Source organism: Pseudomonas sp. SID14000 (assembly GCF_002165135.1).
Lineage (GTDB): Bacteria > Pseudomonadota > Gammaproteobacteria > Pseudomonadales > Pseudomonadaceae > Aquipseudomonas.
In genome coordinates, this window is sequence record NZ_NFZQ01000015.1 from 38,446 (window position 1) to 64,080 (window position 25,635).

At 63.8% G+C, this 25,635-nt stretch carries 25 protein-coding genes and 1 tRNA gene; 11 read left to right on the forward strand and 15 right to left on the reverse strand.

Annotated features, from left to right (window positions below; translation table 11 throughout):
* Nucleotides 1-416: 416 nt before the first annotated feature.
* Nucleotides 417-656, forward strand: a complete 240-nt coding sequence (locus CAY82_RS21090) for a hypothetical protein (RefSeq protein ID WP_087502908.1) — start codon at nucleotides 417-419, stop codon at nucleotides 654-656.
* 223 nt (nucleotides 657-879) lie between these two features.
* Nucleotides 880-2,097 carry a DUF3422 domain-containing protein gene (locus CAY82_RS21095; protein ID WP_087502909.1) on the forward strand — a complete coding sequence of 406 codons (1,218 nt, stop codon included), beginning with the start codon at nucleotides 880-882 and terminating at the stop codon, nucleotides 2,095-2,097.
* Nucleotides 2,098-2,125: 28 nt separating this feature from the next.
* On the opposite strand, the gene CAY82_RS21100 is transcribed toward CAY82_RS21095, so the two are convergent.
* The 6 genes from CAY82_RS21100 to CAY82_RS21120 all read right to left on the reverse strand — a co-directional run bounded on the left by CAY82_RS21100 (nucleotide 2,126) and on the right by CAY82_RS21120 (nucleotide 9,294).
* Nucleotides 2,126-4,537 carry a DUF3772 domain-containing protein gene (locus CAY82_RS21100; protein WP_087502910.1) on the reverse strand — a complete coding sequence of 804 codons (2,412 nt, stop codon included), beginning with the start codon at nucleotides 4,535-4,537 and terminating at the stop codon, nucleotides 2,126-2,128.
* A 56-nt stretch (nucleotides 4,538-4,593) separates the two neighbouring features.
* A complete protein-coding gene (gene ada, locus CAY82_RS21105; protein ID WP_087502911.1) occupies nucleotides 4,594-5,652 on the reverse strand; it encodes a bifunctional DNA-binding transcriptional regulator/O6-methylguanine-DNA methyltransferase Ada in 1,059 nt (352 codons plus the stop codon).
* 148 nt (nucleotides 5,653-5,800) lie between these two features.
* The gene (locus CAY82_RS21110; RefSeq protein ID WP_087502912.1) at nucleotides 5,801-6,427 is read right to left on the reverse strand and encodes a DNA-3-methyladenine glycosylase; all 627 of its coding nucleotides are present in this window, start codon (nucleotides 6,425-6,427) and stop codon (nucleotides 5,801-5,803) included.
* Nucleotides 6,428-6,515: 88 nt separating this feature from the next.
* The gene (locus CAY82_RS21115; RefSeq protein ID WP_087502913.1) at nucleotides 6,516-7,673 is read right to left on the reverse strand and encodes an MFS transporter; all 1,158 of its coding nucleotides are present in this window, start codon (nucleotides 7,671-7,673) and stop codon (nucleotides 6,516-6,518) included.
* 83 nt (nucleotides 7,674-7,756) lie between these two features.
* A complete protein-coding gene (locus CAY82_RS26755; RefSeq protein WP_170931112.1) occupies nucleotides 7,757-7,894 on the reverse strand; it encodes a hypothetical protein in 138 nt (45 codons plus the stop codon).
* A 185-nt stretch (nucleotides 7,895-8,079) separates the two neighbouring features.
* Nucleotides 8,080-9,294 carry an MFS transporter gene (locus tag CAY82_RS21120; RefSeq protein ID WP_087502914.1) on the reverse strand — a complete coding sequence of 405 codons (1,215 nt, stop codon included), beginning with the start codon at nucleotides 9,292-9,294 and terminating at the stop codon, nucleotides 8,080-8,082.
* A 246-nt stretch (nucleotides 9,295-9,540) separates the two neighbouring features.
* Between CAY82_RS21120 and CAY82_RS21125 the strand changes: the two genes are divergently transcribed.
* Nucleotides 9,541-9,617: transfer RNA gene (locus tag CAY82_RS21125), tRNA-Met, on the forward strand.
* 84 nt (nucleotides 9,618-9,701) lie between these two features.
* On the opposite strand, the gene CAY82_RS21130 is transcribed toward CAY82_RS21125, so the two are convergent.
* Nucleotides 9,702-10,316 (reverse strand): LysE family translocator, encoded by a 615-nt coding sequence (locus CAY82_RS21130; protein ID WP_087502915.1) that lies wholly within the window; start codon nucleotides 10,314-10,316, stop codon nucleotides 9,702-9,704.
* 245 nt (nucleotides 10,317-10,561) lie between these two features.
* Between CAY82_RS21130 and CAY82_RS21135 the strand changes: the two genes are divergently transcribed.
* Nucleotides 10,562-11,479, forward strand: coding sequence for a LysR substrate-binding domain-containing protein (locus tag CAY82_RS21135; RefSeq protein ID WP_087502916.1), 918 nt, complete (start codon nucleotides 10,562-10,564; stop codon nucleotides 11,477-11,479).
* Here the strand turns inward: CAY82_RS21135 and CAY82_RS21140 are convergent.
* Nucleotides 11,419-12,000: a D-Ala-D-Ala carboxypeptidase family metallohydrolase gene (locus CAY82_RS21140; RefSeq protein WP_170931113.1), complete on the reverse strand. Its 582-nt coding sequence runs from the start codon at nucleotides 11,998-12,000 to the stop codon at nucleotides 11,419-11,421. The two genes, CAY82_RS21135 and CAY82_RS21140, sit on opposite strands and share 61 nt — an antisense overlap.
* A gap of 67 nt (nucleotides 12,001-12,067) precedes the next feature.
* Here CAY82_RS21140 and CAY82_RS21145 point away from each other — a divergent pair, with 67 nt between their 5' ends.
* Nucleotides 12,068-13,225: a hypothetical protein gene (locus CAY82_RS21145; RefSeq protein ID WP_087502917.1), complete on the forward strand. Its 1,158-nt coding sequence runs from the start codon at nucleotides 12,068-12,070 to the stop codon at nucleotides 13,223-13,225.
* 16 nt (nucleotides 13,226-13,241) lie between these two features.
* Here CAY82_RS21145 and rimI read toward each other — a convergent pair whose 3' ends face one another.
* Both rimI and CAY82_RS21155 read right to left on the reverse strand, forming a co-directional pair.
* Complete coding sequence (gene rimI / locus CAY82_RS21150; RefSeq protein ID WP_046616794.1) at nucleotides 13,242-13,697, reverse strand: ribosomal protein S18-alanine N-acetyltransferase; 456 nt, start codon at nucleotides 13,695-13,697, stop codon at nucleotides 13,242-13,244.
* The gene (locus tag CAY82_RS21155) at nucleotides 13,694-14,479 is read right to left on the reverse strand and encodes an energy transducer TonB (protein WP_087502963.1); all 786 of its coding nucleotides are present in this window, start codon (nucleotides 14,477-14,479) and stop codon (nucleotides 13,694-13,696) included. The genes rimI and CAY82_RS21155 overlap by 4 nt, the downstream gene beginning before the upstream one ends.
* 439 nt (nucleotides 14,480-14,918) lie before the next feature.
* Here CAY82_RS21155 and mksB point away from each other — a divergent pair, with 439 nt between their 5' ends.
* From mksB to mksF, 3 genes are read left to right on the forward strand one after another with little or no spacing between them, the layout of a single operon-like run.
* Nucleotides 14,919-16,208: an Mks condensin complex protein MksB gene (gene mksB / locus CAY82_RS21160; RefSeq protein WP_024086237.1), complete on the forward strand. Its 1,290-nt coding sequence runs from the start codon at nucleotides 14,919-14,921 to the stop codon at nucleotides 16,206-16,208.
* The gene (gene mksE, locus CAY82_RS21165) at nucleotides 16,198-16,905 is read left to right on the forward strand and encodes an Mks condensin complex protein MksE (RefSeq protein ID WP_013970824.1); all 708 of its coding nucleotides are present in this window, start codon (nucleotides 16,198-16,200) and stop codon (nucleotides 16,903-16,905) included. Before mksB ends, mksE begins: the two co-directional genes overlap by 11 nt.
* Nucleotides 16,902-19,736 (forward strand): Mks condensin complex protein MksF, encoded by a 2,835-nt coding sequence (gene mksF, locus CAY82_RS21170; protein WP_087502918.1) that lies wholly within the window; start codon nucleotides 16,902-16,904, stop codon nucleotides 19,734-19,736. Before mksE ends, mksF begins: the two co-directional genes overlap by 4 nt.
* Before the next feature lie 134 nt (nucleotides 19,737-19,870).
* On the opposite strand, the gene CAY82_RS21175 is transcribed toward mksF, so the two are convergent.
* The 5 genes from CAY82_RS21175 to rplU all read right to left on the reverse strand — a co-directional run bounded on the left by CAY82_RS21175 (nucleotide 19,871) and on the right by rplU (nucleotide 23,558).
* Nucleotides 19,871-20,323 (reverse strand): CreA family protein, encoded by a 453-nt coding sequence (locus CAY82_RS21175; RefSeq protein WP_161551501.1) that lies wholly within the window; start codon nucleotides 20,321-20,323, stop codon nucleotides 19,871-19,873.
* 5 nt (nucleotides 20,324-20,328) lie between these two features.
* Entirely contained in the window at nucleotides 20,329-21,447 is a 1,119-nt protein-coding gene (proB, locus tag CAY82_RS21180) for a glutamate 5-kinase (protein ID WP_087502920.1), read from the reverse strand.
* 85 nt (nucleotides 21,448-21,532) lie between these two features.
* The gene (gene cgtA / locus CAY82_RS21185) at nucleotides 21,533-22,759 is read right to left on the reverse strand and encodes an Obg family GTPase CgtA (RefSeq protein WP_087502921.1); all 1,227 of its coding nucleotides are present in this window, start codon (nucleotides 22,757-22,759) and stop codon (nucleotides 21,533-21,535) included.
* A 188-nt stretch (nucleotides 22,760-22,947) separates the two neighbouring features.
* A complete protein-coding gene (rpmA, locus tag CAY82_RS21190) occupies nucleotides 22,948-23,205 on the reverse strand; it encodes a 50S ribosomal protein L27 (protein WP_070092741.1) in 258 nt (85 codons plus the stop codon).
* Between the two features lie 38 nt (nucleotides 23,206-23,243).
* Nucleotides 23,244-23,558 carry a 50S ribosomal protein L21 gene (gene rplU, locus CAY82_RS21195; RefSeq protein WP_003247466.1) on the reverse strand — a complete coding sequence of 105 codons (315 nt, stop codon included), beginning with the start codon at nucleotides 23,556-23,558 and terminating at the stop codon, nucleotides 23,244-23,246.
* 244 nt (nucleotides 23,559-23,802) lie between these two features.
* Here rplU and CAY82_RS21200 point away from each other — a divergent pair, with 244 nt between their 5' ends.
* From CAY82_RS21200 to CAY82_RS21210, 3 genes are all read left to right on the forward strand, one after another.
* Nucleotides 23,803-24,771, forward strand: coding sequence for a polyprenyl synthetase family protein (locus CAY82_RS21200; protein WP_087502922.1), 969 nt, complete (start codon nucleotides 23,803-23,805; stop codon nucleotides 24,769-24,771).
* Nucleotides 24,772-24,954: 183 nt separating this feature from the next.
* Nucleotides 24,955-25,296: a zinc ribbon domain-containing protein YjdM gene (locus CAY82_RS21205; RefSeq protein WP_009686103.1), complete on the forward strand. Its 342-nt coding sequence runs from the start codon at nucleotides 24,955-24,957 to the stop codon at nucleotides 25,294-25,296.
* Nucleotides 25,297-25,379: 83 nt separating this feature from the next.
* Nucleotides 25,380-25,625: a hypothetical protein gene (locus CAY82_RS21210; protein ID WP_003256316.1), complete on the forward strand. Its 246-nt coding sequence runs from the start codon at nucleotides 25,380-25,382 to the stop codon at nucleotides 25,623-25,625.
* Nucleotides 25,626-25,635 lie beyond the last annotated feature (10 nt).

The window sequence follows — 25,635 nt, forward strand, 5'->3', positions numbered from 1 at the left end:
GATGTGGGAGCGGGCTTGTCCCGCGAAGCGCCGCGCGGGCGGCGCTCGATTTGTGCACCACCACAGAATTCAAGCCAGGCCCCCCGACATTCGTAAGACTTTTCCCAACCTGAAACCAAATGCTTCAGCTGGAAGTAGCTTGGGAATTATCCTACCCGCGCCGCAGCCGTTTCTCTGTTGTTGAACATGAGCATCAGGGCTAATTTCCCAGAGTCGTCACAAATGGCGATTTGGGTGTGAGAGCCCAGCTTCATGTAGGGGATCAGCGCTGCAATGGCAGCTGTGCGTGGGCAGGCCTTTGGCCTGGCCGGTTTTTGCTGACTCCCTACCGGACTCTCACCCCGCGTACGGCTGCCACCCTTGTTCTGTGAGAGGAATGTCGGCGGTGGCTCTTTTCCACTCAAGAGAGTCAGCCCATGAAAAAAGTCTTTCCAGATCCACCTGTCAAAGCCCCTTCGTTCTACACCATCAACAACGACTTGCCCTCACCCGAGGCACTGCGATACGTCTCGCAGTTGCTGCTCGGCATCGAGGACACCCTCGACGAATACATCTGCGCCAACGCTGGCGAACCGGGCATCGGGTTGTTGGTCAATACCGTGCATAACGTGCAAATGACCCGGGCGCTCAACCAGTTGCTGTTGAACCGCGAGTAAGGCCTGGAATTGATGCCGGGCTCACCGGCCTCTTCGCGGGTAAACCCGCTCCCACAGGGATAGCGCAGACCTGAAGGGCAGCACCGTACCTGTGGGAGCGGGCTTGCCCGCGAAGAGGCCGGTACAGGCGACACAAAACTCTGCGCCCGCGTGACTTTCCCCGCCCCCCGCAAAGTCCCACTTCCTGGTACCCCCACAATCACAACACCAGGCCGGACCACCCATGCACCCTCAACGCACCGCCTTGCACAACGAACTGCACGCCCGCCCGTCGCTGTATTTCGACGGCCCGGCGCATGTCTTCCACCTGGCCTTGCTCGGCGGCGACGCTGCCTGTGCGGCACTGCTGCAACGCTGCTGCCCGGATGCCCTGGACACCGCAGCCACCCAAGGCATCACCCGCCTGGATGGCCATCCGTTCAAGTGGGAACGGCACACCGAGTTCTTCACCCTGACCCTGGTGGTGCCCTGCACTGCCGCCGACACCGAGTGGCAAACGCTGCCGCCGGTGCTGGCCGAGGCTATCGCCCCGCAAGCGGTGCAGGTGATCAACGCTGTACAGGTGCTGGTCCGTGACGAACAGGAACTGGACCTGCCCCACTACGGTTTCAAGGACCCGTGCGGCTCCTGCGTCGGCGGTGGCGATGCGGTGGTGTGGAGCGATTTTCGCCTGACCGAGGACGGCACCAACCGCTTCCTGTTCATCAACCGTCGCCTCAACGCCTACCGCCAGGGCCGCATGATCCGCCGTCTGCTGGAGATCGAGACCTACCGCATGATGGCCTCGCTGACCCTGACCACGGCCAAGGACCTCAGCCAGGAACTGGATGCCTTCGACAAGACCCTGGTCAGCCTCTCGGAGCGCAGTGCCGGGGTCGATGGCCATGATTCCAAAGGGTTGCTGGAAGCCATTGCCCACCTGTCACGCCAGGTGGTCAGCCGCACGGTGAAAACCCGCCACCGCTTCGGCGCCACGCAAGCCTATGCGCAACTGGTATTCGAGCGCCTGGGCGAGCTGCGGGAAAGCCATGTGGGCGACTGCCAGCGCCTGGGGGTGTTCATCGAACGCAGGTTCAAGCCGACCGTGCGCTATTGCGCGGCCACCGAGCAGCGTCTGGAGCAGTTGGCGAAGAATGTGGCCAACCTGGGCGACCTGTTGCAGGCGCGGGTACAGGTGGAGATGGAAGAACAGAACGCCGAGATCCTGCGCAGCCTCAATGCCCGGGCCGATGCCCAGGTGAAGATTCAGCGGGCGGTGGAGGGGCTGTCGATCATTGCCATCACCTACTACCTGCTGAATTTGTTCAAGCTGCTGTATGGCGGGCTGAATGTGCTGGGGTTGGGGATGACGGCGCGGGATGGGCTATTGGCCATGGCGCCGCCAGTGTTGTTGGTGTTGCTGGTGATTCTGCTGCGGATTCGGCAGGCCAAGCAGCATTGAGGCTGGGGGCGCTTTGTGCCCCCGGCATTCAAACCGATTCGCCAGCGGGGCGAGCGCCCTCTTGCACCAGCACCATGCTCTGCGGCGACGACAGGGCAATACCTTCATCACGCAGGCGCCCAAGAATGGTGAACAGCAGGTCGCTGCGGGTTCCAGACACCTGCCGCGGCCCCGCCACATAACCACTCACACCAATCACCATCCCGCTGCTGGTCAGGTCCTTGAACGACACAGACGTGGCCGGCGCATCCAGAATCGCCTCGTGCTCCTGGTAAGCCGCCAGCAGCAGTTCACGCACGCGGTTGGCATCGGTTTCCAGCGGCAAGGTCAGGGTAATGCCGACTACGCCCAGCGCATTGCCCATGGTCACGTTGCGCACGTTCTGGGAAATGAACTGCGAGTTGGGCACGATCACCGTCGAACGGTCGGTCATCTGGATCTCGGTGGCGCGCACGTTGATACGGCGAATATCGCCCTCCACACCCGCCAGGCTGACCCAGTCGCCCACCTTAACCGGGCGCTCGGTCAGCAGGATCAGGCCGGAGATGAAGTTCTGCACGATCTGCTGCAAGCCGAAACCGATACCCACCGACAGGGCACTGACCACCCAGGTCAGGCTGGTGAGGTTGATGCGCAGGGTCGACATCACCAGCATGGCCAGGAAGATGAAGCCCAGGTAACCCACCAGGGTCACCAGCGAGGCACGCATCCCTGCATCCATGTCGGTTTCCGGCAGCAGGCGATCGCTCAGCCAGCGCTTGACCACGCGGATGGCGAACAGGCCACCGAGGAACATCACCACTGCCAACAGGATGTCCTGGGGGACAATGTTCATGTTGCCGAGCAGCTTGCCGCCGGTTCCGTCCCAGTCACCCAGGCTCAGCAGCAGCTCGCTGGGGCTGGTGCCCGACGGCATCAGTGCCAGCAACAGCGCCAGGAACAGCACCACGGTGCGGCCGATGCCGGCCAGGATGGTGCTGGCCTGCGCCTGGTGACGTGGCGCCAGGCCCAGGGTCGAGGCCAGCGCCAGGCCGCCGGGTTGGCGGGGCGACAGCAGGGTTTCGCACAGGTCGCCAAAGAAGGTGGTCAGCAGGTAGGCACAGGTGACCACCAGGCTGACCCACAGCAGCTTGGCAGTGAGGAAGTAGGCGAGTGTAAGGTAACCGGTGAGCAGGGCCAGCAGGATCAGCGTCAGCCAGATCACCATCACGAACGGGATCAACCCCGCCAGGCCCGTGGGCCGCTCCAGGTCATGCTTGCGCAGGGTGCGGCGGTATCGCAGCAACGCAAAGGCGAAGGTGACCGCCACTACCAGCGCGGTCAGGCCGTTGACCGCCACGGTCAACGCCAGGCTGGCACCGATCACGCTGTTGATCCGCTCCATGGTCATCATGACCATCAACGCCAACGCCAGCACCTTGGGGAACCAGCCCAGCGCGCTGGCCACTTCGTCATGGATCGGCGGCAGGCGCCAGGACGGGCGTTGCAGCATCAGCATGGCGCGGCCCAGGCCAGTGATGAAGGCGCTGAACACCACCAGGGCGAGCACATGGTTGGCCAGGCTGGCGATATCGGAGCCCAGCTCGGCGCTGCTCTCCAGCCCCCAACGCAGCAGCGAGACCGAGCCGGCGATGGTACCCAGGGTTGCCAGGCTCACGCCCAGCGCCAACGCACTGCGGCGCAGGCGGCCTTCGGGCAGCCAGCTGACCATGGCGTTGGCCAGCAAGCGCTCGAGCACGCGGCGCACCAAGGTCCAGACCAGGATTGCCGCCACCAGGCTGGTAATGAACAGCCAGCGATGCTCGGCGCTAAAGGCACTGCCGATGGCATCGGCCGTCTCGCCACGCAGGTCACGCAGGCGTGCTACGTCGTCCTGGGTGGGGCGAATGATGCTCTGCCAAAACGCCGGGCTCAACGGTGAGGCCGCACGGCTGGTGATCTGCGAGTTGAACTGGCTGCGGCGCAGGTTGACGATTTGCGTGGACAGGTCTCGGGCCGACTGGGTCAGCTTGGAGGCTTGGTCCTGCTGGGCTACCAAGGCCTTCTTCTCGGCCTCCAGCGCTTTACGCTGATGGGTCAGGGTAGCGGCCTCGTCCGGCTGGACCGGGCCGATGACCTTGAGCTTGTCGTCGACTTTTTCCACGTCCGTGGTGCGCAGGGCAGTCAATGCATCGGCCTGACGCTGTACCTGCATGGCGCCCAGGCGCAACTGCGAAAGCAGGTCGTCGTTGGCGTCGCTGGTGACACCTTGGCGTATCTGGTCCAGCCGCTCGCTCAACTGCTCGATGCTGGCGTTTTCATCCAGCACGTTCGCTTCGGCAACCGCCAGATTGGACAAGGGCGTGGCCGGGGCCGACCGGGCCGGGCTGGCGAGCGCCAGCATCAGGGCCATCAAGACCATCAGGCCAGGACAATAACGGGCAAGGCTGACACGCCTCATCGAATATTCCTCTTTACAATTCGATTTGGCGGGGGATTCTACGCGGCTTCAGGCGATCAGGAGAGTGCCGTTTCTCGTTTGAGCAGTTGCTGTTTGCGCTCGACGCCCCAGCGGTAGCCGCTGATGTCGCCGTCCCGGCGCACCACCCGATGGCAGGGGATGGCCACGGCGATGTGGTTGGCCGCGCAGGCCATGGCCACTGCGCGCACCGCCTTGGGTGCGCCGATGCGCTCGGCGATGTCCGTGTAGCTGACCCGGCTGCCGGCCGGCACCTCGCGCAGGGCCTGCCACACCCGTTCCTGGAAGGCCGTGCCTTGCACATCCAGCGGCAGGGCCAGGCCCAGTGCCGGGGCTTCGACGAAGCCCACCACTTCGGCAACCAGCCGTTCGTAGGCGCTGTCGCCGCCGATCAGCCGGGCCTTGGGGAACTGGTCCTGCAGGTCGTGCAGCAGGGCCTCAGGGTCGTCGCCCAGCAGGATCGCGCAAATGCCCTTCTCGCTCTGGGCCACCAGGATCGCGCCCAGAGAGCACTGGCCAAGGGCGAAGTGGATGGTTGCCCCGGCGCCGCCGGCGCGGTATTGCCGCGGGCGCATGCCCAGGCGCTGGTCAGCGCTTTCATAGAAACGGCTGTTGGAGTTGTAGCCGGCGTCGTAGATAGCATCGGTGACCGAGCGCTGGCCATCTTCCAGGTGCGCGCGCAGGCGCCGAGCGCGGAAGGCGGTGGCGTAGGCTTTGGGGGTAAGGCCGGTTTCGGCCTTGAACAGGCGGTGCAGGTGGAAGGCGCTGACAGCCAGCTGGGCGCTGAGCTGGTCGAGGCTGGGTGCGGGGTCGCTGGTTTCAATCAGGCGGCAGGCGCGAGTGACCAGCTGGCTGTGGCGGGTGGCGCTGGTTTTGGTAGTGGCAGTGCAACGTTTGCAGGCCCGGTAGCCGGCGGCTTCGGCCGCGGCGGGGGTGTCGTAGAACGCGACGTTGCAGCGCTTGGCCAAGCGTGATTTGCAGCCGGGGTGACAGTAGATGCCGGTGGTGCGCACGGCGTAGACGAAGTGGCCGGTGGCCGCGGTGTCGCGGGCTTCTACGGCTTGCCAGCGTTGGTCGGGGGTGGTGTAGGGGTTCATTGGTAAGTGTCCAGATTGGTTGTTGCCTGTGCTGGCCCTTTCGCGGGCAAACCCGCTCCCACAGGTACTGCATAGCCTTTCGAGGCCGTGGAAATCCCTGTGGGAGCGGGTTTACCCGCGAAGAGGCCGGCACAGGCAGTGCAAAACCTCAGGCCCGCCACAGGTACCAGGCCGCCACGGTGCGGTATGGCCGCCAGCCGCCGCCCAGCGAACGCATCTGCGCCGGCGTCGGCGCCTTGTCCAGCCCCTTCAGCCGCCGATACCCCTCGCGCACGCCAAAATCGTCCACCGGCAGCACGTCCGAACGCGCCAGGCTATAGATCAGCAACATCTCCACCGTCCAGCGCCCTACCCCGCGCAACGCCACCAGCCGTTCGATCAACGCCTCGTCAGTCATGGCCAGTGCCTCTTCCCGAGTCGGCACCCAACCCTCCAGACGGCCCTGGGCAATGCCCTGGATCGTCGCCATCTTGCTCGCGGAAAACCCACAGGCGCGCATGCTTTCCGGTGTAACCGCCAATAATTGCTCGGGGCTTGGGAACGCAGCCTCCGGGAACAGCGCCAGCAACCGCCCAAGAATTGCCTCGGCGGCACGGGCATGCAGTTGCTGGTAGGCAATCGCCCGTACCAACACCTCGTAAGGCTCACGCCCCGGCGTGGCCTGGTGCAGGCAAGGCCCGGTAGCCGCGATATGCCGAGACCAGTCCGGGTCGAGCGCCGCCAGGTATTCGCTGGCCTCGCGGTATGCATCAGGCGAAAGGTTGGCCAGGATCATGGCACCTCCATCAAGTCGATTGCAGGTCCAGCTTAGCGCAGCCGCTCATCGGGAAAACGCCGGTTCTTGCGCGGCTAATTCCTGGCAGTCAGTCGGCTATCACCCGCAACCGCCCCGCGCGCCGGTACGACTGCCGGGCAAAGCACACGAACAGCCCGGCCATCAGCGCCAGTGCGATGGGCAGGCCATGCGGCGCCACATCCATCGCCGCACCGCTCACCAGCGGCCCGACCAGGCTACCCACGCCCCACAGCAAGCCCACGCTGGCATTGGCTGTAACCAGGTCCTGCCCCTTGAAGCGCTGCCCGATCAGCACCAGCGCCAGGGTATAGATGCCCCCTGCCACTGCACCCAACAGCACCAGCAGCGGCCACAGCAGCCAGGTCATGCTCAGCAGCCAGGGCAGGCCGATACCGATCGCCATCGCCAGCAGCCCGCATACCAGGTGCAGCCCGGTGCGCTCCACCCGGTCGGCCAACCAGCCGAGCGGCAACTGAAACAGCATGTCACCGGCAAACACCACGGTTACCATCAGCGCCGCCACGCCCACGGCAAAGCCATGGCTGGTGGCATACACCGGTAACAGCGACAGCACCACGGCATCGAAGAACGAGAAAAACAGCACCGCCACACACAATGCCGGCGCCACGCGGAAGAAACCGGCCAGGCCGAAGCTCTTTTCACCCTCTTCATGTTCGACATGGTCGTTAGGCACGGTCAATACGATGCACAGCAGAGCCAGGCCATAACAGGCGGTGACCACGCCGGTGATCCACGGGCTGCCGGCGCCCAGCAGCGCCAGCATGGCCGGGCCGAGCACCTGGAAGCCGGTGAAGCTGGTGGCGTACAGGGCCATGATCTTGCCGCGGTTGTGCTCTGGGCACAGCTCGTTGACCCACGACTCGCCGAGGATGATGGCGATCCCCATGCCCAGCCCCAGGCCCAGGCGCAACAGCGCCAAGAACCACAAAGAGCCGAACGCCGACTCGAGCAAGGCGATGCTGAGCGTGCACAGGCTGAAGCACAGCAGATAGATGGTGCGCCGGGTGAGGTGGCGACAGCAGGCGTCGACCAGGAACGCCGAGAGCATCATGCCCGCGGCGGGGATGGCAGAGATGATGCCGATTTCCAGGGTGCTCGCACCAGCTTCATGCAGGCGCAACGACACCAGCGGCAGGCTGGCCCCCAAACTGAAACCCACGACCGAAACGGCGAACAACAAGCCCGCCAGCAAACGCATGTTCATGTACCACTCCTTGCAAACCGAAAAGACGTGCAGACACAGGCGCGCACGCCAAGACGGCGAGCGACGCGAAAGCGCAGATCAGTTCAGGCGCGGTGTGGCGAGAAGGTGAAGGCAAACAGCACGCTGCGGCGACGCTTGAGCACCGTGTCGCTCGGCCACCCACGACGCAGGGCCTGGAAGGCAGGCTGGCGGGCGTTTGGCAGGGACTGGGTACGGCACATTGCTTTGACTACTACGCAGGTGGTTGGGGAAAGGCGGACTCTAGGCCACCGCAGGTTGGGGCGTCAATTGCCCAGGGGGCCTCTACGAGGCCCTTTCGCGACACAAGGCCGCTCCTACAACAGTACGCGGTCCCCTGTAGGAGCGGCCTTGTGTCGCGATGGGCTGCAAAGCAGCCCCGGCAACATCAGCGCTTGCCGGTACTTGGCAAGAACACCGCCAACAACCCGAACAACGGCAGGAACGAACACACCTCGTACACGTACTCGATGCCACGCAGGTCCGCCACATACCCCAGCAAGGCCGCACCGATGCCACCAAAACCGAACATCAGCCCGAAGAAGATCCCGGCAATCATGCCCACGCTACCCGGCACCAGCTCCTGCGCATACACCACGATCGCGGAAAAAGCCGAGGCCAGGATAAAGCCGATCACCACGCTCAACACCGTGGTCCAGAACAGGTCGGCATACGGCAACACCAAGGTGAACGGCGCCACGCCGAGGATCGAGAACCAGATCACCGCCTTGCGTCCGATGCGGTCACCGATCGGTCCGCCAAAGAAGGTACCCGCCGCCACCGCACCGAGGAACAGGAACAGGTGCAGCTGCGAACTGGCTACCGACACATCGAACTTCTCGATCAGGTAGAAGGTGAAGTAGCTGGTGAAGCTGGCCATGTAGAAGTACTTGGAGAACACCAGCAGGCCCAGCACGATCAGCGCCGCGATCACCCGCCCACGGGAAATGCCGTGGGTCGCCTGTACTGCCTTGCGCGCCTTGGCCTGGTTGAGGTGCTCCTTGTACCAGCTACGCAGCATCAGGGTGACGCCGAGGAAGAACAGCGCGGCCAGGCCGAACCAGGCCACATAGGTCTGGCCGAACGGAATGACAACGGCAGCCGCCAGCAGCGGGCCCAGAGCGGAGCCGGTGTTGCCGCCGACCTGGAAGGTCGACTGGGCCAGGCCGAAGCGCCCGCCCGAGGCCAGGCGCGCGATACGCGAGGTCTCCGGGTGGAAGGTCGACGAGCCAATACCCACCAGCGCCGAGGCCAGCAGAATCATCGGGAAGCTGCCGACGAAGGCCAGCATCACGATACCCACCAGTGTGCACAGGGTGCCCAGCGGCAGCAGGTTCGGTGCCGGTCGGCGATCGGTGAAGAAGCCGACCCAAGGCTGCAGCAGCGAGGCGGTGATCTGGAACGTCAGGGTGATCATGCCGATCTGGGCGAAACTCAGGTCGTAGTTGGCCTTGAGCATCGGGTAGATCGCCGGCAGCACCGACTGGATCAGGTCATTGATCAGGTGCGCCAGGGCGCAGAAACCGATGATGCGCATCACCAGCGGCGTGGCTTGGCTCGCTGCCGCACTGGTGGGCGCCGTGGAGGCGCTACTGATAGCCATGTGCCTGACTCTCCATCCGTTGTTTGGGATCCGATTATCGGGAAACGAATAGATACTTAGCTACCTTTTTTATTTCTCGGGCGCGCAAAGCCGCCAGCAGCTGGCGCAACGGGCACCTGAAAGCCAGCGACATGCCGTTGGGCCACGCAGAAACCGGGCCTGGCCGCTAAGTTTTTGAAAGCGTGCAAATTTTTTTTGAAATGAGTGTTGACAGGGGGGCCGTTCAAGAGAATAATGCGCGCCATCGGCTACATAGCTCAGTTGGTTAGAGCATAGCATTCATAATGCTGGGGTCCGGGGTTCAAGTCCCTGTGTAGCCACCAAACAAGACGAAGGGCTTACCGCAAGGTAAGCCCTTTTTCTTTGTCTGCGAAAAATGCCACAGGCCTGCCCCTCCTTCTCCCGCCTCAACGCATGCCGGTAACAGCCACGGCCAGGCCAAGCCCTATCAGCGCCACACCGATCACCCGATCCACCAGCATCTGCCGCTCGATCATCGCCTTGCGCAATGCCGTGCTGGAGAAGAACACCGCCACCAGGCTGAACCACAGCCAGTGAGCAACAGACATGAAAGCGCCGTAGGCAAAATTCATTGCCAGCGGGCTGCCAGGTTGCACCACCTGAGTGAAGGCGCTGATGACGAACAGCATGGTCTTGGGGTTGAGGGCATTGGTCAGAAAGCCCGTACGCAGGGCCTGCGTTACGTTGGCAGCGCATGCAGTGCCCCCGTCAAGGCTGATGCGCCGGGTGTTGGTCACGGATTGGTAGCCCAGGTAAACCAGATAACCCGCGCCCAGCACTTTCATGCCCAGGAACAGGGTTGGGCTCTGGCTGATGATCACCGCGATGCCCAGCACCGTATACAGGACGTGCACCTGCACCCCCAGGGCAATACCCACGGCGGCAGCCAGCCCGGCCTTGCGGCCCTGTGCATAACTGCTGCGGGTGACCATGGCGAAGTCGGCACCGGGGCTGATGACGGCAAGGAGGGTGAACAGGGCGACGGCGATGAGTTCGGTCATGCTGGTGGCTCTCGATAGGCGATGGAAATGCACAGACCATGCAATTATCGAGAGCTTATAGCCCGGCAAAAATCGATTTATAGTGAAGCAAATCTGATAGCTTTTTTCACAGTTATTTAGACCTGTGCCGGCCTCTTCGCGGGTAAACCCGCTCCCACAGGGACTGCTCCGAACCTGAGGGCAGCGCATCACCTGTGGGAGCGGGTTTACCCGCGAAGAGGCCGACACAGGCAACCAGGGATGCCATGAAACTGCCCCCACTCAACGCCTTCCGCTACTTCGACATCGCTGCCGAAACCGAGAGCTTCGTGCGCGCCGCCGAGCACCTGCACGTCACCCACGGCGCGGTCAGCCGCCAGGTGCGCCTGCTTGAAGAAAGCCTTGGTGTGGAGCTGTTCGAGCGCCGCAACCGGGCCATTTTTCTCACCCCTGCCGGCCGTGCCTTGCAAGGCACTACCCAGGCGATCTTCGAGCAGCTCGAAGGCGCCATACAGCGCTTGCAGCAACAGGCCCGTGACAATGTGCTGGTGCTGTCATGCGAACCGACCATCGCCATGCGCTGGCTGATCCCACGCCTGCCCCGCTTCCATGCCGCCCACCCCGACCTGCAGTTGCACCTGGTGGCCGCAGGCGGGCCACTGGACTTCGCCCGCAGCGGTGTCGACCTGGCAATACGCCGCGACGACTTCCACTGGGACAAGCAGCTGTACAACCAGAAAATCTGCGACGAATGGATCGGCCCGGTGTGCCCTCCCACCGCTCCTACCCACCTCGACGGCCAACGCCTGCTGCACAGCACCACCCGTCCCGGCGCCTGGCCCACCTGGCTGCGCCTGAGCTGCCAGCTGGCCCGGCATACCGAGCGCAGCGACTACGAGCATTTCTACCTGTCGATACAAGCCGCCAGCGCCGGCCTGGGCCTGGCCATCGCCTCAGCTCTCATGGTGCGTGACGAACTCGACAGCGGGCAGCTGCAGGCGCCATTCGGCTTCTTGCGCGATGGCTCGGCCTACCACCTGCTCAGCCCGCAGCCGCTGGAGGACGGCGGCAAGCGCCAGCGCTTTGCCGCGTGGGTAATGGGCGAATGCCAGAGTTGCCTGGCTCATCTGGGCTTGATACAGAACGACGACCCCGAACGGCCGTCACCTCCCCAGGTGCGATAGCCTGCGGTATCCACATGAATACGCCCGGACGGATAGCGCCCCAGGCCCATGTTCCAGGCCTGGCCGTACTGCTGCCAGAAATGGCACAACGGGTTGGGGTCCGCCCAGGCAGGTAGCAGGATATCGACGGCGAAGGCCCGGGTATGGGCGCTGTTGACTGCGCCGCCGGCGCAGACGTTCAGGCGTGGGTCGCGGTAGGCCGAAACCACCTCGAACTGGCGCAGGATGCCTTGGTCGTCGAGTGTCTTGATCAGCGATAGCGTGGAACGCACGGCCGGCCAGTTGCGCGCTGGCGGTACCGCGAAAGGCGAAGCCCGACACAGCTGCCAGTCCGAAGCCGAACGCAGCAACTGATGGATCGGCACCACGCCATACAGGCGGGCATCCACCAGCATCTCGCGAAACGGCCGGGTCTGGTGGTCCCCGGCCCATTGCGCGAACAACCAGAGATCACGCTCATCGGCCTGCGCTGCAGCACCCAGCATGCCCAGTGCCAGCGACAGCCATCCAGCCCTTTTCATCCCTGCTCTCCCTGCCACAGTATGTGCAACACTGCCGAACACGGCAGCGCCCAACAAGGAGTTAAGCATGCACAAGATTGCCTTATCGAGCCTCGCCGCCCTGGCCTTCAGCGGCCTTGCCGCCGCCGACGCGCGCATCGACCTGGGCGACGCCCAGCGCGTGACCCGCCTCTTCGCCTTCCCCAACAACTGCCAAGTGATCTGTTATCGCGACTGGACCCTGGAGCAGACCGTCGAACACTACCTGACCCAGAGCGTACGCCGCGACGGGCATGCGGCCGCCCAGGTGCATGTAAGCCGCGACAATGACCGCCTGCACGCAACCATCAGTGGCGTACCCGCCAGCTATGCCAAGCCCCTGCGCAAGCTGCTCGACAGCGGCGAACTGGCCTATCAAGGGGCCACCCGGCTGAACGAGGACGGCAAATGGTCCTACGACTGGTACCTGTTCCTGCCGCTGGGCATGGCCCTGCAGAACCGCCGCAGCATCGAACTGCTGCACTTCCCGCCGGACTACTCGCTGACCCAGGCCCAGGACTACCTGCGCTCCAACACCACCGACCGCTGGGCCGAGCTGCTGACCTTCAACGGCGTCGACGCCAGCCAGACCCCGGCCTACCAGACCATCATCGACATCGCCCCTATCGCCGCACCGGCCAGCGCGGGTGAGGCGCTGAAGGACACCTACAGCTACTTCAAGGACTACCAGGTGCGCATGGTCAGCGAGATGACCCTGCAGAACCCCGCCAGGCCCTTGCCGATGGTGGCCTTCGGAGCGCCGGTGCGCAGCTGGATCCAGCAACAGTACGGGCCACAGGTGAATGTGCTGGGCCTGGTCAGCATCAGCCCGCAGGCAGGTGCCAAGGTGCCGGTACTGGGTGCCAACCACCCCAGCGCCATCTGGTATGCGGCGAACAAGGACAGCCACGGCGGCGACGAGGATGCAGCCAATGCCGCCGGCTTGAAAATGATGGGGCAGGACCTGACCGCAGCCTGCTGGCAGGCGGGGATGGGGCGCAATCAACGGGCCGATGCCAAGCTGACGCTGGATGCCTGCTCGACCAAGTGGCAGGTGACGCAGAAGAAGCAGACCTGCGAGCTGTTCTTCCGCACCGTGCGCAAGTACACGCCAGAGCAGGCGGCAGCAAAATGCAATACCGGCAGCGTGACCAGAAGCCTGCGCGATCTGGCCAAGCCAATGGAAGCTCAGCCACAGGACCTGTGATTGAAGGCCGCCCTGCTCAGTCTTCGAGCAGGGTACAGGCCATCACCAGAGCGTCTTCACGGCCGCCGGCAACCGGATAATAGTCGCGGCGGCGGCCGATTTCGTTGAAACCGTAGCGCTCGTACAAGCGATAGGCCGACTGGTTGCTGGCGCGCACTTCCAGGAAGCACTCGCGGCCATTGAGCTGGTAGGCCCGGGCCATCAGGTGCTCGAGCAGACGCAGGCCCAGGCCGCGGCCCTGGTTTTCCGGCTTGACAGTGATGTTGAGCAGGTGCGCCTCGTCGATGATAACGTTGATCACGCCATGGCCCACTTGCTGCTGACCATCGAACATCAGCCAGACTTCGTACGACTTGAGCGCATCCTGAAAAATCCCTCGGGTCCAGGGATGACTGAACGCGGCATATTCGATCTTAAGTACGGCATCCAGATCCGCCTCGGTCATCGGGCGGAAACTGATCGAGTCACTCATTCAACGCTCTTCCAGCGCGCCATCAGCTGGCGCATGGCTTTCCAGACGTCCGCCTTGCGCTGCGGCTCGTCCATCAACAGTTCAAGGCCCGGCAAGGCCCAGGCTTCGCCCAGGCCCTCGATCTTCAGGGTTTGGTAATAGGCTTCGCCGTCGGCATTGGCGGCAAAGCGCAGCGCCGGCAGGCCAATCAGCCACAGGCAGGTGCACGGGGCGTCTTCCAGGCGCGCCTGGACAAAGCCCTGGACGAAATCGCGCGCGGCTTCCGGGCCCTGGTCCATGTTGCCGCGCACCAGCAGCGGCCAGCGCACCGGCTCGCCGATGATCTGCGGAGCGTCAGGCAGGCCGGCGGCGCGCAGCATGTCCTTGAGCAGCAGGTAGGACGGGTCGCGGCTCTGGAACGGCTGGCCGGTGGCCAGTTCCACCAGCAGCAGGCAACTGCCGGCGCGCAGCAACTGCAGCGAAAAGCGCGGGGGTGGCACCGGGGCCGTGCGCGGTGGCGCGGCCTGCTCCTCGGCCTCGACGGGCTTGGCGGCCGGCTTGGGCGCACTGCCCGGGCGCGGAATCTCGATTTTCGGCCGCTCGCCGGAGCGGGCCTGCGGGGTGGCGGGCGTCTCGTTGGCTGCCGGTGCCGGCTTTACTTCGAAATCGAGGGCCTCGACCGGCGCCACCGGCAGCAGCAGCTCGGGCCGCGACGGTGCAGCGAACGGCAGTTCGGCGCGCGGCAGCCAGTGCACCACTTGCATGGCGGAAAGGTAGGCGCGGCGACGGGGTTCGGTGAGCAAGGAGCGGGTTTCCGAGGGGTGGAGACAATTGGCCATTCTAACGTGTACGCCTTGGTTTTTGCAGCGCCTATCAGACCGAGCGCCGCCCGCGCGGCGCTTCGCAGGGCAAGCCCGCTCCCACATTTGTTGCAACGTGCCGAACCTGACAGGCCATGGTTGCCAGCCTTGATGGGCCGGCTGGACTTCAGGGCTGGCGCTGCTGCCGCCCCACTTGCCTCAAGCCGTGCACCAAGGCTGACAACACCTCTTTCACAGGCATGGCCACGTTGCAACAAATGTGGGAGCGGGCTCGCCCCGCGAAGCGCCGCGCGGGCGGCGCTCGATCTCACCGGCGCCACAAAAACCAAGACGTACTCCACCATTACAGACCAAGGGGTGAAAACCTCCCCCTCGGATGCAGTACAATCGCCCCCTTTTTCTTGGCAACGAGTCGAAGCCAATGATCGAACCCAAGCGCGTCCTGCGCGCCCTAGCCGAACACTGGGCCCTGATCGAGCCGCTGTGCGAGCGTTTCGACCAGGGCACCCTGAGCCTGGTCGAGTTGCGCCAGCATGTGGCTCGCCAGCAGGTCGAGAGCACCCCGCAGGACATCACCCAGTTGCTCGACGTGTGGATCCGTCTGGATATCCTGGTCCCGGTGGCCAAGAGCCCGAACCGTTTCGAGCTCAACGCGCAGATCCACGACTTCCTCGCCTACCTGCGCCGTGAACACCGGCTGGGCCTGTGCCTGGAGATCGAAGCCTACCTGCGCCACCTGGAACGCCTGGCCGGGCATATCCAGGACGCCTTCGACAATCGCGACAGCGACGACCTGGCGCGCCAGCTGCGCCTGCTCGACATGCGCGTGCGCGATGTACTGAAAAAGCTCGACAACGACGAGCAGGCACTGGTGGCCGTGGCCGAGCGGGCCAAGACCAGCAACCGCCAGATCCCACTGCGCCAGCGGTATGCCGAAGTGCTGGCGACCTGGGACGAGTACGTCGAGCCCATGATCCAGCTGGTCAACGCCGACGGCGCCTTCGAACAGGGCGTACGCAAGGTCGAGACCGTATTGCTGAAGCTGCTGGGTGAACAGGCGCGCCTGGGCCACCTGGTCGACGACGACATGCTGCTACGCACCCACGCGCGCATCCTGGAAATGCAGACCAGCGCCCAGCTGACCCTGCGCCACGCCCGGGAACTGCTACTGCCGCTGCGTGAAGAGGCCCGCCGGCACAACGCCGTGACCCGTGGCGCCGCACTGGCCCTGTCGGTGATCCGGCGCAAGGGCATCGACGCCGTACCGCAAGCGGCCATGCCGATGTTCACCCGCCCGCAAAGCACCTTCCTCGGCAGCGCCAGCCAGGTCGAGGCCTACGTCTACGCCCTGGCCCGCTTCGAGCCCAAGCCGGCGCGTTTCCCCAAGGCGCACAAGACCCAGTCCGGCGCCCTGCCGCGCGCACCGCGCACGGTCAAGGAAATGGCCGAGCGCTGTGAACAGGCCCTGCCGCTGCCCGACCTGATGGTCTGGCTGCTGGAGCAGGAACCCGAAGGCGCCACCGACGAGTTGCTGTACTGGTTCTCGCGCCTGTCGCGGGAAAAGCGCTTCAAGCGCGAACGCCTCGACCGCCGCGAGTACATCACCCAGGAACACCTGGTCAGCCTGCGCTCGTTCGCCCTGACCTCCAGCCGCGAAGACGCCGCCAGCGCGCCTACCGAATCCAACGCGAGCCCAGCCCATGCATCTTGATCTTTCCGAACTGTCCCAGCTCGCGCCGATCTTCCGCGAGCTGTTCAAAGGCTTCCACGTCAGCCGTCGCGACCCCGAGCTGTACGCCCAGCTGTCGAACTTCCAGGACCAGTACCGCACCCTGTTCAAGGCCTTGGGCTTCGAACTGGTGTGCGACACCCGTGGCTTCTACTACTTCGTGCCGGACATGACCGCCGCACAGGTCAACAAGACCGCGCAGCGCCTGTCGCTGTTCACCTTCATCCTGGTCGAGCACTTGGCCGACCAGGGCCGCGACCCGATGGCCGTGCTCGATGGCGGCAGCATCGGCCGTGACGAACTGCCCTCGCTGCTGGACAAGTACCGCGACCTGTTCCTGCAGGCCGAAGTGCAGACCGTGGACGAGCTGGAAGAAAAAATCCTGCGCCGCATGACCCAGCTCGGCTTCGCCTTCGAGGAAGGCGGCATCTACCGCTTCCTGCCGCCGATGCACCGCTTCCTCGATGTGTGCCTGGCCGTGCAACAGGACCGCGACTTGGCGGCCACCCTGCACAGCGACCTGCCGCTGCCGACCCCGGTGCTGGTCGAGGAAGAAAGCCCCGAAGAACTCAACCGCACCGACGACCCGCTCGACCTCAGCCCCTTCGAGGGCGAGGAAAGCGAAGAGGAAGCCCTGGCCCGGGCAATCCGCGAAGAGCAACAGGAGATTGACGCATGAGCCAGGAACGCTACGGCATCCGCCGCTTCGCACTGCTCAACACCGCCGGCTACAGCCTTGGCCTGTTCCCGCTGGAACAGCCGCTGTCGGTCTACGGTGCCAACAACCTGGGTAAATCGGCGTCGATCAACGCCCTGCAGTTCCCGATCCTGGCGCGCATGTCGGACATGAGTTTCGGCAAGTACAGCCTCGAGCAGTCGCGTCGTTTCTACTTCGCCAGCGACACTTCGTACATTCTCTGCGAACTGGCCCTGCCCCACGGCCCGCACGTGATCGGCGTGGTCGGCCGTGGCCCCGGCGGCGGTTTCGGCCACCAGTTCTTCGCCTACAAGGGCGAGCTGGACCTGGACCACTACCAGAAGAACGACACCTGCCTGCGCCAGAAAGAGCTGTTCACCAACCTCGAGCGCCTGGGGATAAAGGCCTACGAGCTGAAGCCGGACGAACTGCGCCGCCTGCTGGTCGGCGGCCACACCTCGGTGCCGCTGGACCTGACCATGATCCCGCTGCGCTCGACCAGCGAGCAAAGCCTGAAAACCTTCCGCGCACTGTTCATCAACCTGCTGCACATGCGCGAAATTACAGCCGCCAAGCTCAAGCAGCTGTTCCTCGATGCCTTCGAGCACAGCCTGCGCTCGGGCAGCGTCGACTATATTGCCGCCTGCGAAGAAGCCTTCCGCGACGTGCGCCGCATGGAACAGGACTACAACGCCCTGGTCGCCGCCGGCCCGCTGGTCGAGGCCCTGGCCGGCGGTGTGGCCCAGCGCGACATTCTACGCGGCAAGCTGCACCGCATTTCGCCAGTGCTCGACACCCTGCTGGGCACCTGGCAGGAATACGCCATGGCGCGCAAGGAAGAGCTGGTAATCCAGGCCGAGCACTACCGTGGCGAGCAGGACCGCCTGCAGAACGACCAGCGCGGCGGCACCCAGGAACTGATGCGCCTGGAGCGTGAAATCACCGGTATCCAGCGCTGGCTGGGCGAGCTGTCGGTGCTCAAGCACCGCTTCGCCCTGGTCGATGACGTCAAGGTGCTGGAGCAGCAACTGCTGGCTGCCAAGGACGCCCACGATGAACTGGCCGGCGCCCTGGCCCAGTCGCGGCAGTTCAGCGCCGAAGACCTGGACGAACGCGTCCGCGACCTGGAAAAGCGCCTGAAGCAGGTCAAGCAGCAGCTCGACCACGCCGACAACAACAGCTACGCCCGCCTGCGCGAAGAGTTCTCGCAGCAGGATGTCGACCGCCTGATGCGCCTGTTCAACGGCGCCCTGTTCAGCCTTCCGCTGGGTGACCGCGGTATCGAACTGGACGACAGCGACCTGTGGGTAAAATCGCTGGAAGCGGTGCTCGACGGCTTCAAAGGCGAACGCTTCGAAGCCCCAGGCCTGTCCATCGACCTGTCGCACATCGACCCACCTGCACTGCAGGCCCTGGCCGACCGTGCCGCCCTGCGCGACCAGAAAGAGCGCCTGGAAAAAGAGCTGAAACAGCTCAAGACCCAGCAAGCCGTGGCCGCCGACCGCTCCGCCTCCAAGGCGCAGACCGAAGCCCTGTACCAGGAAGTGCTGGACGCGCAGAAAGCACTGGAAGACTTCCGCCGCAGCGAAACCCTCGCCGCCGAAGAACCCGAGAAGCTGGAACAGCTGTCGCAACTGGAAGCCGCCCAGGACGAACTCAAGCGCTCCAGCGACGCCTTCACTGAGCGCGTCCAGCAACTGTCGGCCAAGCTGCAACTGGTCGGCCGGCAAATCGGCGACCTCGAGGCCAAGCAGCGCACTCTTGAAGACGCCCTGCGCCGTCGCCAGTTGCTGCCGGCCGACCTGCCCTATGGCACGCCATACATGGAAGCCATCGACGACTCGATGGACAACCTGCTGCCGCTGCTCAACGATTACCAGGACAGCTGGCAGAGCCTGCAGCGGGTGGACAACCAGATCGAAGCGCTGTACGCCCAGGTGCGCCTGAAAGGTGTGGCCAAGTTCGACAGCGAAGACGACATGGAACGCCGCCTGCAGCTGCTGGTGAACGCCTATGCGCACCGCACCGACGAAGCCCTGACCTTGGCCAAGGCCCGCCGCGCCGCGGTCACCGACATCGCCCGGACCTTGCGCAACATCCGCAGCGACTACGACAGCCTCGAGCACCAGTTGGCCCTGTTCAACCGCGAGATCAACAGGCGCCAGGTATCCAACCTGGAGAGCTTCCGCGTGGTGCTGGCGCCGAACAAGGAAGCGCTCAAGCACATCGACCAGATCATCCACAGCGCCGGTCAGTACGAAGAAGGCGAAACCCTGTCGGTGTTCGACCTGACCCAGAGCGCCGAGCAGGACAACAAGAACGAAGAGGCCAAGGAATACCTGGCACGGCTGGTGGCTGCCAACCACAACCAGCTGGGCCTGAAGGACCTGTTCGAGCTGGCGTTCGAGATCACCAAGGTCAACGGCCAGCCGGTGATCCACGCCGACATCGACGGCGCGGCATCCAACGGCACCACCATGACCATCAAGGCGCTGACCAACATGTACCTGTTGCTGCACCTGATGGACCGCGACCTGGCCGGGCGCATCCGCCTGCCGTACTACCTGGACGAAGCAGCGGACATCGACGAACGCAACCAGGCTGCGCTGCTGGAGACCAGCCTGCAGCTGGGCTTCGTACCGATTCTGGCGAGCGTGAAGCCGCAGGTGTCGGCGCGGGTGGCGATCGACCTGGAAGGTGGCAGCGGGCCGAATGGCATCTACATCGACGAGGCGGACTGGAAGTTCATCAGCCGTCGGGATGAGGTGAAGGCGGTTGTGCGTGAGGATCATCAGGCCGAAGAGTTGGCCTGATGTAGCTGGGGCCGCGTTGTGGCCCATTCGCAGCACAAGGCTGCTCCTACAAAGGCCTGCGTACGCCGATCAATGTAGGAGCAGCCTTGTGCTGCGAATGGAGGCCAAAGGCCTCCCGGCAATCTGTCAGGCTATCAATGAGCCCAAGGCAGAATCGGAATCGCGGTCACCGCATTCTGCGGGCTGCCTTCGATCATGCGGTCGCTGTACACCAGGTACACCAGCGTATTGCGCTTCTTGTCCAGGAAGCGCACCACCTGCATGGTCTTGAACACCAGCGAGGTACGTTCCTTGAACACTTCCTCGCCATCCTTCAGCTCACCCTTGAAACTGATCGGCCCAACCTGACGACAGGCAATCGATGCCTCCGCCCGGTCCTCCGCCAGCCCCAGCCCACCCTTCACGCCGCCGGTCTTGGCCCGCGACAGGTAGCAGGTCACGCCCTCGACCTTGGGGTCGTCGAACGCCTCGACCACAATACGGTCATTCGGCCCGAGGAACTTGAACACGGTGGACACCTGGCCGATTTCCTCGGCCCCGGCCAGCATTGGCAGCACCAATGCTGCCACGCCGATTACCCGCTTCAACAGGCTCATACCAGCACCAGGTTGTCGCGGTGCACCAACTCCGGCTCTGCGCTGTAGCCCAGCAGACTTTCGATAGCATCGGATGGCTGGCCAATGATCTTCTGCGCCTCCAGGGCGCTGTAGTTGGCCAGGCCGCGCGCCACCTCATGGCCGTCCGGGCCGACGCACACCACCATCTCGCCACGACGGAAACTGCCCTGCACGGTCTTCACGCCAACCGGCAGCAGGCTCTTGTTGGCCTGGCGCAGCGCCTGCACGGCACCGGCATCCAGCACCAGGGTGCCACGGGTCTGCAGGTGGCCGGCCAGCCACTGCTTGCGCGCGGCAAGCATGCCGCGCTCGGGCGACAGCAAGGTACCCAGGCGTTCACCGGCCTTGAGACGATCCAGCACGCGCTCGATGCGGCCACCGATGATGATGGTGTGAGCACCGGAACGGGCCGCGAGGCGTGCGGCACGCAGCTTGGTCTGCATGCCGCCACGGCCCAGAGCGCCACCGGTACCGCCGGCCACGGCATCCAGTGCCGGGTCGTCGGCGCGGGCCTCGTAGATCAGCTGAGCTTCCGGATTGTTGCGTGGGTCGGCGTCGAACATGCCATCGCGGTCGGTGAGGATCACCAGCAGGTCAGCCTCGACCAGGTTGGCCACCAACGCCGCCAGGGTGTCGTTGTCACCGAAGCGGATCTCGTCAGTGACCACGGTATCGTTTTCGTTGATCACCGGCACCACGCCCAGGTCTACCAGTGTGCGCAGGGTGCTACGGGCGTTCAGGTAACGCTTGCGGTCGGACAGGTCGTCATGTGTAAGCAGGATCTGCGCGGTGTGCTTGCCGTGCTCGCCGAAGCTCGACTCCCAGGCCTGCACCAGACGCATCTGGCCGATCGAGGCAGCGGCCTGCAACTCGTTCATCGCACTCGGTCGCGAGGTCCAGCCCAGCTGGCTCATGCCGGCAGCCACGGCTCCGGAGGAGACCAGTACCAACTCCACGCCTGCCTCACGCAGCGCGACCATCTGCTCGACCCAAACGGCCATGGCACCGCGGTCGAGGCCCTTGCCATCGGCGGTCAGCAGAGCACTGCCAATCTTCACGACCCAGCGCTTGGCGCCCGTCACCTTGCTTCGCATCTTCTTCCAACCTATGTCGAATCTGTAGATACCGTGGATACAAAAACGCCGCTCCAAAGAGCGGCGTTTAGTGTACTGCAACCGGTCAGTCGCGCACGTAAATGATTTCCGGGCCGTCTTCGTCGTCCTCGAAATCATCGTCCCAATCGTCATCATCGCCGATGTCGTGCACGCTCTTGACGCCGGTACGGCGCAAGGTACGGGCGTCGTCCAGGGCCTGCAGCTGGGCACGGGCTTCGTCTTCGATGCGCTGGTCGAGGTCGGCCAGCTCTTCGGCATAGGCCGGGTCGTTGGCCAGGCGGTCGGCGCGGTCTTCGAGGTAGCGCATCAGGTCGTGGCTGAGCTTTTCGGTGCCCTGCTTGGAGATGGCCGAAATCACGTAGACCGGGCCCTCCCACTGCAGGCGCTCGACCACTTCCTTGACCCGCTCGTCACGCTCGTCGTCCATGACCATGTCGGCCTTGTTCAGCACCAGCCAGCGCTCACGCTCGGCCAGCGACGGGCTGAAGCGGGTCAGCTCGTTGATGATGACTTCGGCGGCATCGGCCGGGTTGCTTCCGTCCAGCGGCGCCATGTCGACCAGATGCAGCAGCACGCGGGTACGCGCCAGGTGCTTGAGGAAGCGGATACCCAGGCCGGCACCTTCGGAAGCGCCTTCGATCAGGCCGGGGATGTCGGCGATGACGAAGCTCTTCCAGCGGTCGACGCTGACCACGCCCAGGTTCGGCACCAAAGTGGTGAATGGGTAGTCGGCCACTTTCGGCTTGGCGGCCGAAACCGAGCGGATGAAGGTGCTCTTGCCAGCGTTCGGCAGGCCCAGCAGGCCGACGTCGGCCAGCACTTTCATTTCCATCTTCAGGTCACGCTGCTCACCCGGCTTGCCAGGGGTGGTCTGACGTGGCGCACGGTTGGTACTGGACTTGAAACGGGTGTTACCCAGGCCGTGCCAGCCGCCCTGGGCGACCATCAGCTTCTGGCCAGGGGTGACCAGGTCACCGATCACTTCCTGGGTGGAAGCGTCGATCACGGTGGTGCCAACCGGCACGCGCAGGAACAGGTCGTCGCCCTTCTTGCCGGTGCAGTCGGTGCTGCCACCGTTGGCGCCGCGCTGGGCCTCGTGGTGACGGGTATAGCGATAGTCGACCAGGGTGTTGAGGTTTTCGTCGGCAACCATGTACACCGAACCGCCGTCGCCCCCATCACCACCGTTGGGGCCACCGTTTTCGATGAACTTCTCGCGACGGAAGCTCATGCAACCGTTGCCACCGTCACCGGCCTTGACCCGAATGGATACTTCGTCAACAAACTTCATTCAAAACCGCCTCTCGCCTTCCGACGAGCTGAATACTGATAAACCTGAGGCTCTTGCAAAAATGAGCGCGGCGGCCCCGTACGACCGTAGAAACCCACGCCGGCAGCCCATACAAACAGCTTTGCAAGAGGCTCACCACAAACGAAAAAGCCCCGTCGCATGACGGGGCTTCTGGAGCGACGTCGCGATTAAGCTGCGACGATGCTCACGTAACGGCGGTTGAACTCGCCTTTTTTCTCGAACTTGATCACGCCTTCGATCTTGGCGAACAGGGTGTGATCCTTGCCCATGCCAACACCGTAACCAGCGTGGAATTCGGTGCCGCGCTGGCGGACGATGATGTTGCCTGGCTTGATAACCTGGCCACCATACATCTTCACGCCAAGGCGTTTCGATTCTGAGTCGCGACCGTTACGAGTACTACCACCAGCCTTCTTGTGAGCCATGGTTCAATTCTCCAAATAAATTCAGGGGATCTAGGGGATTAAGCCTGGATGCCGGTGATTTTGATCTCGGTGAACCACTGGCGGTGGCCCATGCGCTTCATGTGGTGCTTACGACGACGGAACTTGATGATGCGAACCTTGTCGTGGCGGCCTTGCGAAACGACTTCGGCCACTACTTTAGCGCCAGCAACAACTGGAGCACCGATGGTGACTTCTTCACCGTTGGCGACCAGCAGAACGCGATCGAAAGTCACGGATTCGCCAGTGGCGACTTCCAGTTTTTCGATCTTGAGGAATTCACCTTCAGCGACTTTGTACTGCTTGCCGCCGGTAACGATTACTGCGTAAGACATGGTATTTCTCCGATAATCCTGCTCACCCAGCGCTTTATATGATGAGTATTGGCTGGCATGGCTGCACAGGGCTGGAAAGGCCCGGCGCAATTGCGTAAGGCAGGTGCTGCCCAGGAAGTTAGGGTGCGCGATTGTACGCAACCCCGGTTTTGCTTGCAAGTACCGCCCCCGGGCAGCTGGCACCGCGCCTTGACACACCGGTACCCGCGACCTAGCATGCCGCGCAACCTCACTGGAGCAGCCGATGCAACCCCAATCCTTCTACCGCGCGGTGGCTGATGATTTCAGCGCCGTCGACGAGATCATCAAGAAGCAGCTGACCTCGCGCGTGCCGCTGGTATCGAAGATCGGCGACTATATCACGTCCGCCGGTGGCAAGCGCCTGCGTCCCCTGCTGGTGCTGCTATGTGGCAAGGCCCTGGGCCGCGAAGGCGACGACCTGCGCCTGCTGGCTGCCACCATCGAATTCCTGCACACCGCCACCCTGCTGCACGACGACGTGGTCGACATGTCCGGCATGCGCCGTGGCCGCTCAACCGCCAATGCCCTGTGGGGCAACGCGCCGAGCGTGCTGGTGGGCGACTTCCTCTATTCGCGCTCGTTCGAGATGATGGTCGAACTGGGTTCGATGCCGGTCATGCAGATTTTGTCCAAGGCCACCCGCGTGATTGCCGAGGGTGAAGTGCTGCAACTGTCGCGGGTGCGCGACGCCAGCACCACCGAGGAAATCTACATGGAGGTCATCCGCGGCAAGACCGCGATGCTGTTCGAAGCTTCGACCCACAGCGCCGCTGCGCTGGCCGAAGCCACCGACGAACAGCGCGAGGCCCTGCGCACCTTCGGTGACCACCTGGGCGTGGCGTTCCAGCTGGTCGACGACCTGCTGGACTACAAGGGCGACTCCCAGACCCTGGGCAAGAACGTCGGTGACGACCTGGCCGAAGGCAAGCCTACCCTGCCGCTGATCTACACCATGCGCGAAGGCACCGCCGAACAGGCTGCACTGGTGCGCCAGGCGATCCAGAAGGGTGGCCTGGAAGACCTGGAGCAGATTCGCGTGGCAGTCGAGGAATCGGGTGCGCTGAAGTACACGGCGGAGCTGGCGCGTGACTATGTGAAGCGTGCCATCCAGTGCCTGGAAGTGCTGCCGGCCAGCGAATACCGTGATGCGCTGGTCGAGCTGAGCGAGTTTGCTGTCGCGCGTACTCACTGATAGACCGAGTCGTATTCTTCGCGGGCTTGCCCGCTCCCACAGGGACCGCGCAAGCCTCGAAGGTAGCGCAGATCCTGTGGGAGCGGGCAAGCCCGCGAATGCTTTTGTCCGGACATAATCACTTCCGCAGAAATACCTTTTACAATGTGGGCTTTCAACCGCCTGTCTGTTTGAGGAACCGAAGTGAGCACTCTGCCACCCTGCCCAAAATGCAACTCCGAATACACCTATGAGGATGGCACTCAGCTGATCTGCCCTGAATGCGCCCACGAGTGGTCGGCCAGCGGCGACGCCGAAGCAGCCAGCGACGAGGTGGTGAAGAAGGACTCGGTCGGCAACATCCTGCAGGACGGCGACACCGTCACCGTGATCAAGGACCTCAAGGTCAAGGGCTCTTCCCTGGTGGTCAAGGTCGGCACCAAGGTCAAGAACATCCGCCTGTGCGACGGCGACCACGACATCGACTGCAAGATCGACGGCATCGGCGCCATGAAGCTGAAGTCCGAGTTCGTCCGCAAGGTCTGATTTTCCAAAAACCGCCAATTGGCGCTTGCCATCAAGATAATAAGAATTATTCTCATCGGAACTGCTATCCAAGGAGAATAGCCATGACTTATCTGATCGACGCCTGGCTGGACCGCCCTCACCCCTACCTGCGCATTCTTCATCGGGAAACCGGCGAAGTGTGCGCGGTGCTTGAAGAAGAAGCGCTCGACGAGCTGCGTGACCAGGGCGACCTGGACATGAGCGGGCTGAATTCGAGTGAGCCGGGGGTGCTCAAGGAACTGGTGCGGAATCTGTTTCTGTTCTGCTATGCGCGGGCGTTGCGCCCCGGGGGAACAGACTGGAACTGACGGACCTGGC